The 17,556-nt window shown below is 44.9% G+C and carries 17 protein-coding genes; 14 read left to right on the top strand and 3 right to left on the bottom strand.

Features of this window, described 5'->3' with window-relative positions; all coding sequences use genetic code 11:
* Nucleotides 1-12 precede the first annotated feature (12 nt).
* The 6 genes from MHI37_RS16560 (at nucleotide 13) to MHI37_RS16535 (ending at nucleotide 5,933) form a co-directional block, all read left to right on the top strand.
* Nucleotides 13-948 carry an ABC transporter permease gene (locus tag MHI37_RS16560; protein WP_256709495.1) on the top strand — a complete coding sequence of 312 codons (936 nt, stop codon included), beginning with the start codon at nucleotides 13-15 and terminating at the stop codon, nucleotides 946-948.
* 14 nt (nucleotides 949-962) lie between these two features.
* Nucleotides 963-1,973, top strand: coding sequence for an ABC transporter ATP-binding protein (locus MHI37_RS16555; protein WP_076334686.1), 1,011 nt, complete (start codon nucleotides 963-965; stop codon nucleotides 1,971-1,973).
* Nucleotides 1,966-2,955 (top strand): dipeptide ABC transporter ATP-binding protein, encoded by a 990-nt coding sequence (locus tag MHI37_RS16550; RefSeq protein ID WP_076334687.1) that lies wholly within the window; start codon nucleotides 1,966-1,968, stop codon nucleotides 2,953-2,955. Before MHI37_RS16555 ends, MHI37_RS16550 begins: the two co-directional genes overlap by 8 nt.
* A 21-nt stretch (nucleotides 2,956-2,976) precedes the next feature.
* Nucleotides 2,977-4,338, top strand: a complete 1,362-nt coding sequence (locus MHI37_RS16545; RefSeq protein WP_076334688.1) for an LLM class flavin-dependent oxidoreductase — start codon at nucleotides 2,977-2,979, stop codon at nucleotides 4,336-4,338.
* Between the two features lie 5 nt (nucleotides 4,339-4,343).
* Complete coding sequence (locus MHI37_RS16540) at nucleotides 4,344-5,576, top strand: acyl-CoA dehydrogenase family protein (protein ID WP_076334689.1); 1,233 nt, start codon at nucleotides 4,344-4,346, stop codon at nucleotides 5,574-5,576.
* A gap of 162 nt (nucleotides 5,577-5,738) precedes the next feature.
* Nucleotides 5,739-5,933 carry a hypothetical protein gene (locus MHI37_RS16535; protein WP_076334690.1) on the top strand — a complete coding sequence of 65 codons (195 nt, stop codon included), beginning with the start codon at nucleotides 5,739-5,741 and terminating at the stop codon, nucleotides 5,931-5,933.
* Nucleotides 5,934-6,146: 213 nt separating this feature from the next.
* Here MHI37_RS16535 and MHI37_RS16530 read toward each other — a convergent pair whose 3' ends face one another.
* Nucleotides 6,147-7,121: a YpdA family putative bacillithiol disulfide reductase gene (locus MHI37_RS16530; RefSeq protein WP_179090121.1), complete on the bottom strand. Its 975-nt coding sequence runs from the start codon at nucleotides 7,119-7,121 to the stop codon at nucleotides 6,147-6,149.
* Between the two features lie 214 nt (nucleotides 7,122-7,335).
* Between MHI37_RS16530 and MHI37_RS16525 the strand changes: the two genes are divergently transcribed.
* The 3 genes from MHI37_RS16525 to MHI37_RS16515 all read left to right on the top strand — a co-directional run bounded on the left by MHI37_RS16525 (nucleotide 7,336) and on the right by MHI37_RS16515 (nucleotide 11,762).
* Entirely contained in the window at nucleotides 7,336-7,878 is a 543-nt protein-coding gene (locus MHI37_RS16525) for an ADP-heptose synthase (RefSeq protein ID WP_076334691.1), read from the top strand.
* Between the two features lie 313 nt (nucleotides 7,879-8,191).
* On the top strand, nucleotides 8,192-9,943 hold the full coding sequence (locus MHI37_RS16520) for an ABC transporter ATP-binding protein (protein WP_076334692.1): 1,752 nt from the start codon (nucleotides 8,192-8,194) through the stop codon (nucleotides 9,941-9,943).
* A 10-nt stretch (nucleotides 9,944-9,953) separates the two neighbouring features.
* Nucleotides 9,954-11,762 (top strand): ABC transporter ATP-binding protein, encoded by a 1,809-nt coding sequence (locus MHI37_RS16515; RefSeq protein WP_076334693.1) that lies wholly within the window; start codon nucleotides 9,954-9,956, stop codon nucleotides 11,760-11,762.
* Nucleotides 11,763-11,814: 52 nt separating this feature from the next.
* On the opposite strand, the gene xerS is transcribed toward MHI37_RS16515, so the two are convergent.
* Together xerS and MHI37_RS16505 are read right to left on the bottom strand one after the other, a co-directional pair.
* The gene (gene xerS / locus MHI37_RS16510; protein ID WP_076334841.1) at nucleotides 11,815-12,909 is read right to left on the bottom strand and encodes a tyrosine recombinase XerS; all 1,095 of its coding nucleotides are present in this window, start codon (nucleotides 12,907-12,909) and stop codon (nucleotides 11,815-11,817) included.
* Nucleotides 12,910-13,112: 203 nt separating this feature from the next.
* Nucleotides 13,113-13,742 (bottom strand): NAD(P)-dependent oxidoreductase, encoded by a 630-nt coding sequence (locus MHI37_RS16505; RefSeq protein ID WP_076334694.1) that lies wholly within the window; start codon nucleotides 13,740-13,742, stop codon nucleotides 13,113-13,115.
* Between the two features lie 262 nt (nucleotides 13,743-14,004).
* On the opposite strand from MHI37_RS16505, the gene MHI37_RS16500 reads away from it, so the two are divergent.
* The 5 genes from MHI37_RS16500 to MHI37_RS16480 all read left to right on the top strand — a co-directional run bounded on the left by MHI37_RS16500 (nucleotide 14,005) and on the right by MHI37_RS16480 (nucleotide 17,475).
* Nucleotides 14,005-14,664 (top strand): cell wall hydrolase, encoded by a 660-nt coding sequence (locus MHI37_RS16500; protein ID WP_083676017.1) that lies wholly within the window; start codon nucleotides 14,005-14,007, stop codon nucleotides 14,662-14,664.
* A 191-nt stretch (nucleotides 14,665-14,855) separates the two neighbouring features.
* Nucleotides 14,856-15,575, top strand: a complete 720-nt coding sequence (locus MHI37_RS16495) for a DsbA family oxidoreductase (RefSeq protein ID WP_076334695.1) — start codon at nucleotides 14,856-14,858, stop codon at nucleotides 15,573-15,575.
* Nucleotides 15,576-15,601: 26 nt separating this feature from the next.
* Nucleotides 15,602-16,015: a VOC family protein gene (locus tag MHI37_RS16490; protein WP_076334696.1), complete on the top strand. Its 414-nt coding sequence runs from the start codon at nucleotides 15,602-15,604 to the stop codon at nucleotides 16,013-16,015.
* 109 nt (nucleotides 16,016-16,124) lie between these two features.
* Nucleotides 16,125-17,213: a lactonase family protein gene (locus tag MHI37_RS16485; protein WP_256709506.1), complete on the top strand. Its 1,089-nt coding sequence runs from the start codon at nucleotides 16,125-16,127 to the stop codon at nucleotides 17,211-17,213.
* A 46-nt stretch (nucleotides 17,214-17,259) separates the two neighbouring features.
* Nucleotides 17,260-17,475 (top strand): cold-inducible protein YdjO-related protein, encoded by a 216-nt coding sequence (locus MHI37_RS16480; RefSeq protein WP_076334697.1) that lies wholly within the window; start codon nucleotides 17,260-17,262, stop codon nucleotides 17,473-17,475.
* The last annotated feature ends 81 nt before the right edge of the window (nucleotides 17,476-17,556 follow it).

Here is a 17,556-nt window from a genome sequence, read left to right as displayed (position 1 = left end):
GAGGCCATGACATTGACCATTTCAGCAGCACAGGAAGGGAAGCAGCAAGCTCGCCGAACGAGCTTCATACATTCACAGTCGGTTAGGCGTTTGATGGCTAATCGAACCGCAGTCATTGGCGGCGTGCTAATGCTGCTGCTCATTGCAGCATCCTTGCTGTCGCCATGGCTGGCTAGGTTTGAGCCTCAAGCTGTCGATGTGATTCAGCGGCTTAAGCCCCCAGGCTTGAAGCATTGGTTCGGGACGGATAATTTGGGCCGCGACGTGTTCAGCCGAACGCTGAACGGTATGAAAATTTCCATACAAGTAGGATTATCTGCGGCATTGATCAGCTCCGCTGTCGGCCTTGTCATCGGACTATACTCGGCTTATTATCGGCGGCTGGATCAAGTGCTGATGCGCATAATGGACGGGATTTTTGCCTTTCCGGCAGTATTGCTGGCTATGGCAATGATGGCTGCACTTGGACCCAATGTATCGAACCTAATCATTTGCTTAAGTATCGTTTTTATCCCATCGGTAGCTCGAATTGTTCGCTCATCTGCTCTTGTAGTAAAGGAGCAAACCTATATAGAAGCGATGAGAGCATTAGGGGCATCGCAATCTCGCATTATTTGGCTTCATATTTTACCGGGCACACTTTCACCGCTTATCGTACAAGGATCATTTGTGTTCGCAGAATCTATTATTGTTGAAGCAGCGCTTAGCTTTCTTGGTGCAGGTATTCCCGCTCCTATGCCGAGCCTAGGCAATCTACTCTCAGAGGGGAAGCAGTTCATTTACAACTCTTGGTGGATGACTTTATTTCCAGGCTTTGCGCTCATTCTATCGGTACTTGCAATGAACTGGTTAGGTGATGGACTGCGGGATATGCTTGACCCTCATGGAAAAACGAAACGCAAGCGTAAAACTAAAAAAATTAGCTCAGCAACTCAAGCTTCATCGTGAAGGAGGAAGGTCCGTTGCCAAGTGGAAGCCTACTAGAAATCAAAGCACTTAAAACTTATTTTCATACGGAAGCTGGCACGGTTTCGGCAGTCGATGGCGTTTCTCTGGAGGTTGGAGCCGGTGAAATCGTAGGGATAGTCGGAGAGTCCGGCTGCGGGAAAAGCGTGACAGCGCAATCTATCCTTAGATTGCTGGATGAAAAATCGTTAACCAGCTACGAAGGGGAGATCAGGTTCGACGGTGTTGATCTGCTTCAGCTTAGCCAGCGCGAAATGCGCGGGGTTCGCGGCAATGATATTTCGATGATTTTTCAGGACCCGCTTAGCTCGCTTAATCCACTCTTGACCATTGGGGAGCAAATAACAGAAACGATAAGAAGCCATCGTAAATTCAGTAAAAAAAATGCCTTTAATGAAGCGGTGCGCTTGCTTCGCCTTACAGGCATTCCATCACCTGAACGCCGTGTCTTCGAATATCCGCATCAGCTCTCAGGTGGTATGCGTCAACGTGTAATGATTGCGATTGCTCTTGCGTGTGAACCGAAGCTGCTCATCGCAGATGAGCCAACAACCGCACTCGATGTGACTATTCAGGCGCAAATTATGGATCTCCTTATGAAATTAAATAAAGAGCTCGGCATGAGTGTACTCCTTATTACACATGATCTTGGGGTTGTTGCAGAAGTTTGTGACCGAGTTGCAGTCATGTATGCAGGACAAATCGTGGAAACAGCGGATGTCGCAACATTGTTCCGCAGTCCTCAGCATCCGTATACGGTTGGTTTATTGAAATCAATACCAAGCATGGATCGTGATCGTACGAAGCCGCTTCAAGCTGTTGAAGGCTTCGTACCAGCCTTGCATCAGCTGCCGAAGGGCTGTAGGTTTGCACCGCGTTGTCAGCATGCGGATGAGTTGTGCCGATCAGAAATGCCTGTTCTTGAGACAAAAGCAGACATTAGAGCGAAAGCCCGTTGTTGGCATTCGGAAGCCTTAACACAGAAGGAGGCTGCAATCTATGCTTGATCGTGTTGAAGGTCATCGGGCAGAGCAGCCTATGCTGCAAGTAACTGGACTTCGCAAATATTATTCCTCCAAGCAGCCTGGCTCATGGCGCTCTAAGCAATTGAAGGCCGTAGATGATGTATCCTTTCATCTTTACGAGGGAGAAACCTATGGGCTGGTTGGTGAATCCGGCTGCGGTAAAAGCACGCTTGGCCGAACGCTGCTTCGATTGACTGAACCGACAGCAGGTACAGCGATTTATAAAGGCGAGGATTTATTCGCTTTAAACGGAAAATCGCTGCAAACGTATCGCAAGCAGCTGCAGATGGTATTTCAAGACCCATTTGCCTCGCTTCATCCGCGTAAATCAATAGGTACAGCGCTGACAGAACCATTGATTATTCATCATATTGGAACGAAAGAGGAGCGCTATTCTCGAGTACTCGAAATATTGAGAATTGTGGGTCTGCAGCCTGCTCATTATGAGCGCCTGCCTCATGAGCTCTCCGGTGGGCAGCGACAACGGGTGGTGCTGGCTCGTGCTTTAATTTTGGAGCCGAAGCTGGTCATATGCGATGAGCCCGTATCGGCGCTCGATGTTATCATACAAGCGCAAATTTTAAATTTGATGAAGCAGCTTCAGCAGGATTTGAAATTAACCTATTTGTTCATCGCACATGATCTAGGCGTCGTTCGCCACATATCAGATCGGATCGGCGTCATGTATTTAGGTAAACTCGTGGAAGAAGCACCGACCGATGAGCTTTTTGCATCTCCGAGGCATCCCTATACGCGTGCATTGCTTTCAGCTGTCCCAAATCCAGACCCTTCTGGAAAAAGGGAGCGGATTTTGCTCGAGGGAGATGTTCCTTCCCCACTTGATCCGCCTGCCGGCTGCACCTTTCACCCGAGGTGTCCGCTTGCGACCGAGAGATGCCGCCAGGAAATACCGTTAAAGCGAGAAATTGCTGCCCACCATTATGCAGCTTGTCATTTGGCCTAGATATGAAAGGGGAAAAATAATATGAAAAAGATCCATTTGGGCGTGTTTGAAGTAAACAGCGTCAATCACCTTACGCAAGGAATTTGGGCACATCCCGCTCAAAATAGGATTCACTTCAATAGCCTGGACTATTGGCTTGGTATTGCGAAAATATTAGAAAAAGGCAAATTTGATTTTATGTTTTTTGCGGATTCTTACGGTTCGCCGAGCAAAAACGCAGATCTTGCTTTTCGTGAGGCATCCGGTCCCCCTGGAAATGATCCCATGCTGCTGCTTCCTGCGCTAGCAGCCGCGACAGAGCATTTATCTTTTACGATGACCACTTCAACGACTTATGAGGCTCCTTATGCGAATGCGAGAAGATTCGCTACGCTTGATCATTTGTCCAAAGGGCGGATTGGCTGGAACGTTGTTACGACAAGCACGCCATCAGCTGCAGCATTGTTCGGGCGAAGTGATTTCGTGCCCCATGATGAACGCTATGATATTGCAGATGAGTTCCTAGATGTGAGCTACAAATATTGGGAAGGCAGCTGGGAGGAGGACGCTCTGCAGATTGATCGTAAGCAGCGTGTGTTTACAGATCCAAGCAAGGTGCACCCCGTTGAGCATGATGGGAAATATTTTAAATCACAGGGCTACTTCTCAAGTTCTCCTTCACCGCAGCGTACGCCTGTTATTTTCCAAGCAGGCAGCTCGGAGCGCGGTCGCGCTTTTGCGGCAAAGCATGCAGAAGGTGTATTTTTAAAGGCGCCGACGCTTGAGGTGCTAAGAGACCAAATTGCTGATATCCGTCGCCTTGCTGTTGAATATGGCAGAGAGCCAGGCTCGATTAAAGTATTTACCGGTCTATCTGTCGTAACGGCATCAACGAGCGAAGAGGCTCATCGGAAGCATGAAGAATATCTAAGCTATCAAAGCCCGGAGGCAACCTTGGCCAGCTACGCTTCAGTGACGGGAATTGATTTGACTAAGCTCGATCCGGACTCCTACTTTGAAAATATTCATACCGAAATGGGCCAAACGCACACTGACCGCTTTACCAAACATGCGAAAACGAAAAAGACGGTTGGTGAAGTTAGAGACGACTTTTTGAAAAAGGGCTTTCGCGGTGTAACGATTATCGGCTCTCCCGAGGAAGTAGCTGATCGGATTGCTGAGGTCGTTGCCATTACTGATGTGGACGGCTTCAATTTAGAACCCTATGTGCTTCCGGATTCTTATACCGATTTTGTGGAATTGGTTATTCCTATCCTACAGGAACGTGGAATATTTAAGCGCGAGTATGAACCAGGAACCTTTAGGGAGAAGCTGTTTGGAAATGCTAGATTGTCTGAAGGGCATCCCGGTGCAGCGTACAAGCATACGCATACTAAGGTATAGAGACGATGAAAACAGCAGAGAAGTCTAATATTCCAGTGAACGCTAGTGATGCTGCTGTTCGTGTAGAGCTAACTGAACAGCAGTGGACCATTCTTCAGCAGGCTCGTGGACTTGGTGAACGGTATCTGGGTCCAGCAGCATGGCAGGTAGATCAAGATGCTCGCTATCCGCATGAAGCAATTCATTCGTTAATAGAAGCAGGTTTGACTAGCATTACTGTTCCGACGAATGCTGGTGGACTAGGCGCAGGCTTTGGCGGAGATGTGCTTTTACTTCCTCTTGTTCTAATGGAGCTGGCTGCTTGGTGTTCTTCTGCTTCTCAGGTATTCACACTTCATAACACAGGAGTTCAACTGGTTCACGCTTTAGGAAATTCGGAGCAGCAATCCTATTTCTTTGATCAAGTGGCGGGCGAAGGGAAGCTGTTTGCAAGCTTTGGAAGTGAAGCGGGAGCGGATCGTTTTAAGCTTGGAAGTGAGCTCGCGGCAGTTGAAGGCGGCTTCTGCATGAATGGTACAAAAATATTTGCAACGGGCTCAACGGGTGCGAAATGGGCGATTTGGCGTTCAGTAAGATCGGATATAGAAGGTACGCAGGAAGAACGCTTTACGATGCCGATCGTCGATCTAGCTGCTGCTGGCGTTACGGTTATTGACGATTGGGATGGCATCGGTCAGAGAGGTACGGGAAGCGGTACAGTAAAAGCAGAGAATGTGTTTGTTCCAAACGAACATGTTATCGGCAGTTCTGGTGAGTTTAGCCGCGTTCAGGACTTTTTCAATATTCAATTTCATATTCATTTTGCTGCTCAGTATGTAGGTATTGCAGCTGGAGCGCTTCGTGATGCTCTAGTATATGTGAAGGAGAAGAGTCGTAGCTGGACGGTCGGTGCAGCAGCAGCGGATGATCCAGCTATTCAGCTCCGGATAGGTGAAATGGACGCGAAGCTTGCAGCAGCAAGACAGCTTGTCCTGCGCGCGGCTCGTCTGCTCCAGGCTGCGCAGGACAACTCTGACCTGTATGCGTCTGCAGCTCTTGCTAGCTCTCAGGCGAAGGTTGTTGCGACTTCGGTCAGTCTGGAAATCACCTCGGACGTATTTCAGCTAATGGGTGCTAGAGCTGCAACGCGAAAATATGGATTCGATCGGTATTTTCGGAATGCCAGAACCTTGACACTGCATGATCCGGTGGATAAGCAGCGCGAACTGCTTGGGAAGTCTGCTTTGAGAGATGAATAAAGCCGAAAAAAGAGAAATTAGCCGAAAAGGGCTGATTTCTCTTTTTTTTAAAATATAAGAAGAAAATGTTTAATCGCAGTTGTCTCATGTTTATTAGTGAGTAGCTATGCAGACGGAAACAACCACCAATCGGCTGCACACTTTCGGAAGGAGGGATGCTAAATGCCATGGACAAAAGACGATTATCCCGATTCTCTCAAAAATTTTATGGCTCCGGTCCGCAATAAAGCCATTGAAATTGCCAACGCGTTATTGGAAGACGGCTACGAAGAAGGCCGGGCCATCGCGATTGCCACGTCTCAAGCCAAAGAATGGGGCGAGAACCGAGACGAGCAGATTCGCAAGAAAAAAGTTTAAAGAGGAGGGGGTACGCAGAACATATGTCTTTCAACCGCAGAGCCGATTAAGGCAGAAGAATTTAAATTAGGATTTTAATGATGAAAACCCGCCATTGAATGCACAATGGCGGGTTTTTATCATGTGAAAATATATTTATACAATATTCTAGTATAGCTATGGATATATGTTCCTCGAATTGCCGTATGAGAGCTACCTAATTGCATTAGTCAATTATCTCTGACTTTGAATATGCTCAGCAATTTTATGGCCATGAAATCTGCCTGATTCAATAAATATTTCATTGGCTTCATGACGGGAAGCGACGACACCAGCTAAATAGATTCCGGATATATTCGTTTCCATCGTATCTGGGTTGAAGGTTGGAAAGCCTTCCTCCTCCATCGTGACTCCACTTGCGGTCAGAAACTTGCGGTCTGGATGAAAGCCTGTCAGCGCAAGAACAAAATCATTAGCGAGACGAGTATCTCCAGCAGGTCCGCGAACGGTAATATCATTATTTTCGATAGCGACAACTTGGGATTGGAACAGCATACGGATAGAGCCTTTGGTTACTTTTGCCTGAAAGCTAGGCTTAACCCAAGACTTTATGCTGGAGGAATAGTCATCGCCGCGGTATACAACCGTAACTTCTGCCCCCACTCGCTCAAGCTCAAGCGCCGCATCAATGGCCGAGTTGCTGCCGCCAATGATCGCAACCTTCATGCCTACATAGGGATGTGACTCACGGAAAAAATGGCTTACCTTTTCGAGCTCCTCGCCTGGAATGCCAAGCTCATTAGGATGATCAAAATAACCTGTTGAGATAATGACGTAACGGCTTTTGTACGAATGCTTTTGGCCAAAGCGGTCCTCACCCTGCAGAAGGAAAGAGCCATCCTCTGGTGTAATGCTCGTTATGGCTTCATAGGCTTGAACGCGAATATGATGGCGCTGTGCGGCAGTACGATAATAATTTAATGCCTCAAGTCTTGAAGGCTTGTCATTAGCTGTAGTAAAAGGGATTCCGCCGATTTCGAGCATCTCAGGCGTGCTGAAGAAATGCATATACGTCGGATATTGCGAAATAGAATGGACAATATTCCTTTTTTCTATGACAAGCGGGCGGAGCCCAATCGCTTCCAGCTCGATCGCTGCTGCTAGGCCGCAGGGGCCCGCTCCTATAATAATAGCTTCCTCTATTTGCATGTATAGTATCCTCCTAAAGCTCATTCAACTTCGAATATAGGTTATAACTTTAATCTTCATTTTACTTTGGATAACACATTTTGCGCAAATTTGGTTTGATGACTCTCTTGTACACGCAATCATATCATGTATAATAATGTGGAACTGTTTTTAATATTCGAATAGTTGTTACACGAAGCTAGCATTACTTCACAAAATAATTGGAGGAGATCACATGCGGAGACGTTTTGTAATAGAGGCAGTATTAGTAGCAACGTATGGGCATCTTCTTGTACCGAGCCGTCCAATTGATTTCGTCGTGCCTTATTCATCCATAGCAGAGCTTTATGAAATGAGGGATGGTGTAGATCCCGTTATGGATGATCCAGATGATGATGGTCACGTGAAAAGCAAAATAAATGAGCTGATCGCTTTCTTTGAGGATTCGCTAAACCGTAAAAAAATTGAGAAGGCGATGCAGGTGCCTTGGAGAGAAAGCTCACCGCTGCTTCTGAATGAGACGATTCAATTTACAGTTGTTCATGCTGTAGATAACGCACATTACGGAGAAACCTTTGACCCGATTGAAACAGAGCTGCTGCTTACAAGCCTAAAGCTTAATGTGCCGCTTCTTTCCGATCAGTTTGAATTTCAAGATAAGCTTATCGAGGCTGAGGTACCGGTGCAAATTTATGATATTGAGGATTTTGAATTCGCGGTTGAAGAGGGCATTTCGTCGAATGACTTAGAGCTGCCTTTTGACACGGACAGGTACTAAATAATTATATTTAAATGTGCTCTTGCGTTTGGACGAAATCAGATGTTAAAATTTGCTATAGCTAAACGTTAGTTAATAAATGGAAAATGAAAAGGGGGGCCCTAGCATGTTGAACAGTAGCTTTGGAATCAATATGGATCGTGCGCAGTCAAGCAGACCATTCCATCTATTTATTCAATCACGCCGTGCGGCCTGCCTTCGAGGAATGGTGTCAATGCAGCGTTAACTCGCCATTGCTCGCCAGTCTGCGAAGATCTCAAGCCTATGTGGCTCGAGGTCTTTTTTTGTTTCCTAATAAGGAAGGAGTCTCCAAATGAAAACGCTATTAAGGCTGATGATTTATGTAAGACCTAGCGCTAGATGGGTAGTCGTTGCAGTTACGATCATGATTTTAGCAACGATATTTGATTTGGTAGCTCCTTGGGTTTTAGGACGAATTTTTGACGAAGGAATCGGTAAAAGCAATATGTCGGTAGTGATCGCATTGACCATTGCATTAGCAGGAATTCAGGCGCTTAAGAGCGTAGGCATGTTTGTGCAGGGCTATTCACAAGAGCTTGTGGGCCAAAATGTTGTGTTTAAGCTTAGGAAGGACCTTTATGAGCATTTGCAGCGTTTATCGTTCACGTATTATGACCGTGCTCAGACGGGACAATTAATGTCTAGAATGACGGGCGATATTGAAGCGGTAAAAAACTTTGTAGGATTCGGAGCTATGAATTTATTTACAGGCATGCTTACCTTTCTAGGCACGATCATTTTTATGATGACGATGCAGTGGAAGGTAACCGTTACTTGCTTAGTAACGATTCCTTTTATTTTGTTCGTCTTATTCCGTTTTAATCACAAGGTTGGACCTGCGTGGTCGAGCATACGGGAGCAAATGGGACGCTTAACCACGACACTGCAAGAAAATATTTCGGGTATTCGTGTAGTTAAATCGTTTGCTACTGAGAATGTGGAGCAGCGTAAATTCGCAGAGCGCAACGAGCAAAACTTTGAGACGAATATGGATCGCGCAAAGCTCGAGGCAAAAGCTTTTCCGCTAATGGGCTTTTATGGAGGATTGACCTTCGTCCTGATGATTTGGATTGGTGCCATATTTGTTGTGCGCGGTGAAATGTCGATAGGCACTTTTATGGCTTTTCAATGGTATACATGGGGGATCATTTGGCCGCTTAATATGCTTGGCTGGCAAATTAACATATTTCAGCAAGCGATTAAAGCTGCACCGCGTGTCTTCGAGGTACTCGATACACCGATCGATATTGAGAATCCAGTGCAGGGCATCGATGCTAATCAAATACGTGGGAATGTTGAGTTTGAGCAGGCCTCCTTTTATTTTTCTGATCAGGATCAGGAGAAGGATAAACCGATCTTAGACGATATTTCCTTTCAGGTGGAAAAAGGCGAGGTGATCGGGGTGCTCGGAGCGACTGGCTCCGGAAAGAGCAGCCTAATTGGATTGCTCTCACGTTTTTATGATGTTGCTGATGGTCGTATTCTTCTTGATGGCATCGATGTGCGGGACTATGAGCTTGATGGCTTGCGCAGAAGCATTGGAATTGTACCGCAAGAAACGTTTCTTTTCTCTGCATCGATTCGAGACAATATCTCCTATGGCTATCCAGAAGCATCACAGGAGCAAATCGAGGAAGCAGCACGAAAATCACAAATTCATGCTTTTATTGAAAGTTTGCCTAGCGGCTACGATACTCGTATAGGCGAGCGAGGAGTAGGGCTCTCAGGCGGGCAGAGACAGCGTGTTGCTCTAGCAAGAGCGATATTGATGGATCCTCCGATACTCGTTCTGGATGAAGCAACCGCAAGCGTTGATACAGCGACTGAATCTGCGATTCATGAGGCTTTGCTTGAGGTCATGAAGGGACGGACGACGTTTATTATCGCGCAGCGATTATCTTCCATTCAGCATGCAGACCGTATTATTGTGCTTGAGAATGGTCGCTTGACTGAGCAGGGCACACATAAGGAATTACATGATGGCAATGGCTTTTTCCGTCAATTGTTCGAGAGACAAAAAGCAAATCGCGCATCCATAGAATAGAGGTGAGACGATGAGTCAAATGGAATGGGATATGGATAACGAGGTGGAGGAAAAGCCTTTTAATGGCCGATATTTTCGGCGAATGCTCCAATATCTTGTTCCTTATCGAAAATTAATGACATGGGTTGTAGTCGTTGTACTCCTAAACATGCTGCTCAGCTTGTCGGAGCCGATTATACTTGCTTATATTATCGATAAGGGGATAACGGGAGGGGATTTTTCCGTCATTCATGTGCTGGGTGCCGTGCTGCTCGGTATTAAGCTTTTGGGCTGGTTATTCAGCTGGATGCATACGAAATGGATCAATTATACGGGGCAGCGAATTTTGTTTGATTTGCGTCAGCAATTATTTAATCATTTACAATCGTTATCCTTTCGTTTTTTTGACGGACGTCCTGCTGGAAAGATTATGTCTCGCATTACGAACGATACGAATGCCATTGGCGAGCTAATCAATGGCGGGCTCATCACGATGGTCATGGAGGTCACTCACCTTCTTGGTATCGTAGTTATTTTAGTCTGGATGGATTGGCAGCTCGCCCTGCTTTCCTTCATTATGATGCCATTGCTCTTTTTTATCGTTGTGAAGCTGCGTCCAAAAATTGAAGGCTCATGGTCGCGATCACGTTCAACGATGTCATCTATTAATGGTCATTTGAACGAGACGATCCAAGGGATAAGAGTCATTCAAGCATTCTCTCGGCAGCAAAAAAACAATGAGAGGTTTAATGGCATTAATACTAGAAATAAACAGGCATTTATGCGTGCGATTACACTGGAATCAACGGTGTATCCGCTAGTTGAGATGATTGGAATGCTCGGTACCTGCATCGTTGTATGGTTTGGAGCGATGAGGGTTATGGAGGGGGCCATCACACTTGGATTTATAATGGCCTTCATCAATTATTTGTGGCGCTTCTGGGGACCCCTCAGCGCTTTATCTAAGGTTTACAGTCAGCTCCTCTCTGCGATGGCATCGGCGGAACGAATATTTGAAGTGCTGGATACGGAGCCGGAGGTGAAGAACAGCAGCAAGGCTCGTGAGCTTCCTCCTATTCAAGGAGAAGTGATTTTTGACAATGTATCCTTCCGTTATGAGGATAACAAGCCGGATGTGCTTCATCAGGTATCCTTCCACGTCAAACCGGGACAGCGGGTCGCTTTGGTCGGTCCGACAGGTGCAGGCAAAAGCACGATCGTAAATTTATTAATGCGTTTCTATGATGCGACAGGTGGATCTGTCCGAATAGACGGGGTGGATGTCAAAGAGGCAACATTAGAATCATTGCGCAAGCAGATGGGCATTGTGCTTCAGGATTCCTTTATTTTTGCGGGTACGGTTGAGCAAAATATGCGATATGGCAATGCGAATGCAACAGAGGAGGAGCTCAGGAAGGCAGGTGAAAACGTAAGGCTGGATCGTGTCGTTGCTAAGCTCTCTGACGGTTATCAGACAGAGCTGGAGGAACGCGGCTCCAAGCTTTCAGTTGGCCAGCGCCAACTGCTTGCTTTCGGGCGAGTATTGCTGTCAGATCCGAAAATATTAATTTTGGACGAAGCGACTTCTAGCGTCGATACGGAAACCGAGCAGCATATTCAAGAAGCGTTGCAGACGCTGTTAGCGGGGAGAACTGCGTTTATCATTGCACATCGTTTGTCGACCATTAAAGATGCAGATTTCATATTAGTTGTAGAGGACGGACGTATTGCAGAACAAGGCTCGCATGAAGCATTAATGAAGCAAGGCGGCCTATATGCGAATCTTGTTCTCACACAGCTTTCGATGCAGGAATCAGTCATTATGCAAACGAGCTCTTAATAGAAAACGACTCACCAACAAGAGGACGCAAGCAAGCTAGCGCATAATGGCGCTAGCTTGGCTCGTCCTCTTGTTTTGTTCGATCAATCGCCTGTGCCATCGTCTTATCGGTTAGATGAGCGTAAATTTGTGTCGTTTCTGGTGAAGCATGTCCAAGCTGCTCCTGTGTCTTATAAATATCATTGCGTAAATAATAGTCTGTTGCGAAGCTATGTCGCAGCTTATGGACGGAGAGGTATGGCTTGCCGAAGCGTTTCGCATATTTGATGACCATTTCCTGAATCGCGCGTTTGGTCATACGTGAGCCCTCATGCTTGCCGTTGGCAATAGCTAGAAACAGTGCCTTCTCTCGCTTTGGCGCCTTATAGCGAACCTCGCGAAGTGTAAGATAAGCCTGTAAATCTTCAACTGCTTCTTGGCGAAAGTATACTGGTGTTTTAAAGTTATCATCATTTTTACCTTTGCGGTATACATAACAAAGTCTTTTTTTCAGATCTATATCATCGACATTTAAATTAACTAGCTCGGATACCCGCAGGCCGGAATGTAAAATAAAGCTAATAATGCAAGCATCTCGTATCATATTTAGATCATAAGCGTACAAAGCTTGCTTATTCGAAGCGACTTCTGTGCCGTAATGCTGCTTGATGTAAGTCATAAATTCTGTAATTTCTTCTTCCTGCAGCAGCTTTCCTTCGAGCTTTGCCGCTGTATCCTTCGGTTTATGCGTTCGTTTAATCGTTACCTTCGCCATCACATTACGTTTTAGCAGCGGATAAAATTCCTCATCCTCGGCAATTTGACTTAAATAATGAAATAAAGAGCGGAGGGAGGAAAGCTTCCGAGAAATTGTCGTCTTGCTGTTGCGTTCCTCTTTATAGGTGGATAAATACATTCTAAAGCCATCAATGCTGTCCATATGCAGCTTTTCCAGCTCTAACAGCTGTACATCTTTAATTGATCTCGCTTCGGATAATCCTTCTGCCATCAGCCAGTTTAGAAAAGTCTCGTAATCTCTCATGTATTCAACTAATGAAGAGGGAGATAAATCTGGAAGCTTGAAATTAATGAATTTTTCGATATACCAGGGCATGGTTGGAAGCCTCTTGTCAAGCTCCTCGCGATCCTTCTGTTTTAAAATATTAATCAAACCTCACCCCTTAAATTAATGTCATTAAATATATAGGTCATTAAAATAACATAATAATAATTATGTAAACAAATATCTTATGAAAATAATATGGTTTGCTTTATTGTAGCAAGCAGGACATAAAGGCACAATGTCAATGCAAAAAAGTTGTCAAAAAAAACAAGCCTCTTATGCAGAGACTTGTTCTGTATAAACACCATTTATACGTTAATAGCAGTGAAACGACGATTAGTAAATTGCGGATTTTCAATTTCATCAAGCAATACAGAGGCGTAGTCTTCCATGCTGATCTTGCTCTCATGCTGATCGTTCAATAGGAAGTGGTCTTCACCAAGCCGAACCTTGCCAGTCTTATGCCCAGGTTCAAATATAGCGGCTGGACTGAAGAATGTCCATTTAAGCTCTTTCTCTTTCCGCAGCACATCAAGCTGATCGCTCTGAGCCTTTGCAGTTGCATAATAAATGGCTGGAAATTCTGTTGTTTCAAATAGACGAGTACCTTTGTCGTCGACGAGCAAGCTGCCTGCGCCGCCAACGTTATATAGAATCGTGTCAGATGACGACTTAAGAACAGCGATCAGATGGTTAATGATTTCCACATGCAGATGTTCTTCACCCGGTTTTGCTGAAGTGGAATTTATGACAGCATCAAATTCAGTTAACTCATTTCCAAGCTGAAACACATCTTTAACTAATACGTTAATGTCATCTGTACTCGTAAGATTTGCTGCACTGCGTACGATAGCTGTTACTTCATGACCGCGGCTTTTGGCTTCTTCAACAATTCTGCTTCCTGCGCGACCTGCTGCTCCAATAACTGCAATTTTCATTTTTTATTCTCCTTTTTCACTGTGTATCGAATCGTTTCGCTTCATGTAACTATTATAGTTACAGGTTAGCTTAATTGTCAATGCTTCGTTTCAGATTTTTAGTTCGTTGTAAATTAGTAAATGTATGCAATTGCTTAAATCCGGTTACAATTCGATATTTACTATGCTAAACTCTAACTTATTGCCAGGCAGCGTTTTACCAGTTGTAATCTAAATATGTAACATAACTGGTGTTTCGAAAAACAAAAGGGGGAATTTTTGAATGATAAACATAAATTTCATAAAATATAGTATGGCAATTGTTCTTGTTTTTATGATTGCGTGCAGTGTACCATTGAACGCTGCTCATGCGGCATCGCCAGCTACATTGAAGGTTGGAAGCAGAAGTCCAGACGTTCCTGATTTACAGTATCGTTTAAAGACACTTGGTTATTTTAAAGAGGACGTTACGGTTTACTTTGGTACGACGACACTTCAGTCCTTGAAACGATTCCAATTAGATTACGGCTTGGCCGCTGATGGGATAGCAGGAGAGAGGACTTGGGAAACGCTTAAGAAGGTTTCAGTAAACAAAGCTGAATTGGATATGCTCGCGAAAATCATTTATGCTGAAGCACGCGGAGAGTCATACAAGGGTCAGGTTGCGGTTGGGGCAGTCGTAATGAATCGTTTAGCTTCTTCAAGCTTTCCTGATACGATTAAAGATGTGATTGAGGAGCCGCGTGCGTTTACAGCAGTCGATGATGGCCAATACTCGCTGAAGCCGGACAAAACAGCTTATCTAGCAGCACAGGATGCAGTGCATGGTTATGATCCAACAGGTGACGCACTTTATTATTTTAATCCTGATACAGCAACCTCTAAATGGATTTGGTCAAGAAAGCAAACGGTCAAAATCGATAAGCATATTTTTGCCGTTTAAGTGGAACGAGTCTTATTAGTAGAAAAACAAACCGAAGCGATTGTTTTGACAAGTGATTTCAGCTTGCCAAAGGAATCGCTTTTTTTTATTTAACAAAAGTAAGCACGAACTATTTTCAAACTCGTAACTAAACATGTTACAATAATGAGGAGAGCATCATTACTATTTGAAATTTATCGGAGGTGCACACTATGAAAGTAGAAATCTGGTCAGATTATGTATGTCCGTTTTGTTATATAGGGAAAAGGAAGTTTGAACTTGCCCTTGATCGTTTCGCTCATAAAGAAGAAATAGAAATTGTATTTCGCAGTTTCGAGCTGGATCCAGGTGCTGATCCTCAATCGACCACAAGTACATACAGCATGCTGGCGTCTAAGTACGGAATGAGTATTGAAAAGGCGAAAGAAACGACCGCTGGAGTAGCAGAGCAAGCAGCAGCAGTCGGCATCACTTTTAATTTTGAAAAAACGGTGTCAACCAATACATTCGATGCACATCGCGTCGTACATTTTGCAGCTCAGCATGGCAAGGACAAGGAGCTTTCAGAACGTTTGTTTAAAGGTTATTTTACGGAAGGCCATAACATTGGGAATCGTGTGAAACTCGCCGCACTAGCTGCTGAAGTGGGACTCGACGCAGTCGCCGTAGCAGAGATGCTAGAGACGAACCAATTTAGTGAAGCCGTGCGCGGTGAGGAAGAGGATGGCAGCAAGCTCGGAATCCGCGGTGTACCTTTCTATGTAGTTGACCGCAAATACGCTGTATCAGGCGCACAGTCTCCTGAAGTGTTTTTAGATACGTTGAACAAGGCCTGGGAAGAAAAGCATCCAGCAGTTATACAAGTAAATGAGGGCGATGCGGATGTGCTGTGTACAGATGGCTATTGCGCTCCAGATGCTCCAAAGTCTTAAATAAAATGTAGAGGAGAGGCTGACAAATGGGTACGAATGCAAAAATCGGCGGAGGCGGATTTCATCATATCGCTATTCGAGTATTTGATTTTGACAAAACGGTTGCTTTCTATACGGAAGTATTAGGGTTTACAGAGCGTGTTCGATGGGGAGAAGACGCTAAGCGGGCCATCATGCTTGATACCGGAGACGGAAATTATTTAGAGGTGTTTGCTGGCGGGAAGGAAGGGCAAAAGGATGAAGGAGCGTTTTTGCATTTAGCTCTGCGTTCGGACAATGTTTCAGAGGCCATAGAACTCGCAAGAGCCGCAGGTATGGAAATTACAGTTGAGCCCAAGGAAGCGGAGCTTGGCGGTATTCCAGTGAAGCTTGCTTTCTTTAAAGGACCTGATGGTGAAATTATCGAGCTGTTCCAAAGCATAGGCGACGATAAACTTTAAGAACATATTTGTCTCAATTGATTTATAGTCTTATAATAGATAACGGAATTAAAAGTCAGCGCCTCATAATGGCAGCTCTGATATGGACATGTTTAGGGGGGAATTGATCTTGACAGTTGAATCACAACGTCTGCTCGTGTTTGCAGGCTCGTATGCTGAAGCGGAAGATAGCGGCGTTTATGTGTATGCTTTCGATGAGGAAAAGGGTACATTAACTTTATCGGACGAGTATGCCGGGCTCAAAAATCCGACATTTCTTAATGTAGACGCGCAGCGCAAGCTTTTGTACGTGATCTCCGAAACGGTTAATGCAGCAGGTCAAAAGGTTGGCGAAGCAGCAGCCTTCTCAATTGACGCTGACAAAGGCACGATCAAGCTTATTAATCGTGAAATTACGGTTGATTCGACGACCTGCCATATTCAACGTGATGCACAAAGTCGTTTTTTGACGGTAACGAGCTATCATGGCGGTATGATTGGTTTATTTAGCATTACAAGTGAAGGTGCTATTGGACATAAACTAGATGTTCAGCAGCATTCCGGAAGCAGTCAACATCCTGAACGTCAGGATCGACCACATCCTCATTCCTCATTCTATAGCCCGGATGGCCGTTATTTGCTTATTTCGGACCTCGGCTTGGATCTTGTTGTGACCTACGCACTTGATGAAGCGAATGAGAAGCTGGTACGCCAAGGTGAAATTGCATTGGAACCTGGAGCAGGCCCTCGTCATTTGACCTTCCATCCAGGCGGCAGCTATGTCTACGTTATTAATGAAGTGAATTCGTCTATTACATCGTTTAATTACGATAAGGAAACCGGTCTACTCACTACTCTTCAGACGGTAAGCACACTGCCAGCCGATTATTTGGATGAAAACTCCTGTGCGGAAATAACGGTATCGGCAGACGGTAAATACTTGTATGGGTCGAACCGTGGACATGACAGTATTGCTGTGTTTGCTATTGATGAGCAGTCTGGTCTTCTTTCGCATGTCCAGCATGTTTCAGTTGAAGGCGGTCATCCACGTCATTTTGCCATTACACCAAATGGAAATTACTTGTTGGCAGCTAATCGTGATTCGAATAATATTGTCACGTTTAAAATTGATCAACAAAGTGGAAAATTGCAGCATACAGGAATTAGCACACAGGTAGCAAAGCCAGTTTGTGTAGTTCCCATTTATTTAACGACATAAAATATTAATGACATAAGTGCAGAGATGAAAAGGGGAAAACATAAGCGTGGCTACAAATGAAGACGATAAACCGAAACTAAAGGCAACTAAAATTTTCAAATGCAAAAATCCGGAATGCAAGGCTTGGGTAAGAGATGAGTTCGCTGATGCTGAACAAACCTGTCCCATCTGCAAGGGTCCAATGCTAAGAAGCATGCGTCATTTGCCAGCCGTACAGAATAAACCGAAGCCTCAGCCTCGCAAGCCTAAATCGGACTACTAAGAAGAAATCCCAATTCACAGCGTTTATGTGGTTGGGATTTTTTTAACAGAACGGGCACGGTGCATAGGAGTATGATACGAT

The organism is Paenibacillus sp. FSL H8-0548 (genome assembly GCF_038630985.1).
In the GTDB taxonomy this organism is placed as follows: Bacteria; Bacillota; Bacilli; order Paenibacillales; family Paenibacillaceae; genus Pristimantibacillus.
Note: the sequence above shows the minus strand (reverse complement) of the source record. Positions and strands in the feature narration are given on the sequence as shown.

Excerpts from the sequence above, each read along its gene's own strand:
- MHI37_RS16545 (WP_076334688.1), top strand. The coding sequence starts at position 2,977 with ATGAAAAAGATCCATTTGGGCGTGTTTGAAGTAAACAGCGTCAATCAC.
- MHI37_RS16505 (WP_076334694.1), bottom strand. The coding sequence starts at position 13,742 with ATGAAAATTGCAGTTATTGGAGCAGCAGGTCGCGCAGGAAGCAGAATT.
- MHI37_RS16500 (WP_083676017.1), top strand. The coding sequence starts at position 14,005 with ATGATAAACATAAATTTCATAAAATATAGTATGGCAATTGTTCTTGTT.
- MHI37_RS16540 (WP_076334689.1), top strand. The coding sequence starts at position 4,344 with ATGAAAACAGCAGAGAAGTCTAATATTCCAGTGAACGCTAGTGATGCT.
- MHI37_RS16490 (WP_076334696.1), top strand. The coding sequence starts at position 15,602 with ATGGGTACGAATGCAAAAATCGGCGGAGGCGGATTTCATCATATCGCT.
- MHI37_RS16525 (WP_076334691.1), top strand. The coding sequence starts at position 7,336 with ATGCGGAGACGTTTTGTAATAGAGGCAGTATTAGTAGCAACGTATGGG.
- MHI37_RS16530 (WP_179090121.1), bottom strand. The coding sequence starts at position 7,121 with ATGCAAATAGAGGAAGCTATTATTATAGGAGCGGGCCCCTGCGGCCTA.
- MHI37_RS16495 (WP_076334695.1), top strand. The coding sequence starts at position 14,856 with ATGAAAGTAGAAATCTGGTCAGATTATGTATGTCCGTTTTGTTATATA.
- MHI37_RS16515 (WP_076334693.1), top strand. The coding sequence starts at position 9,954 with ATGAGTCAAATGGAATGGGATATGGATAACGAGGTGGAGGAAAAGCCT.
- MHI37_RS16550 (WP_076334687.1), top strand. The coding sequence starts at position 1,966 with ATGCTTGATCGTGTTGAAGGTCATCGGGCAGAGCAGCCTATGCTGCAA.
- MHI37_RS16535 (WP_076334690.1), top strand. The coding sequence starts at position 5,739 with ATGCCATGGACAAAAGACGATTATCCCGATTCTCTCAAAAATTTTATG.
- MHI37_RS16520 (WP_076334692.1), top strand. The coding sequence starts at position 8,192 with ATGAAAACGCTATTAAGGCTGATGATTTATGTAAGACCTAGCGCTAGA.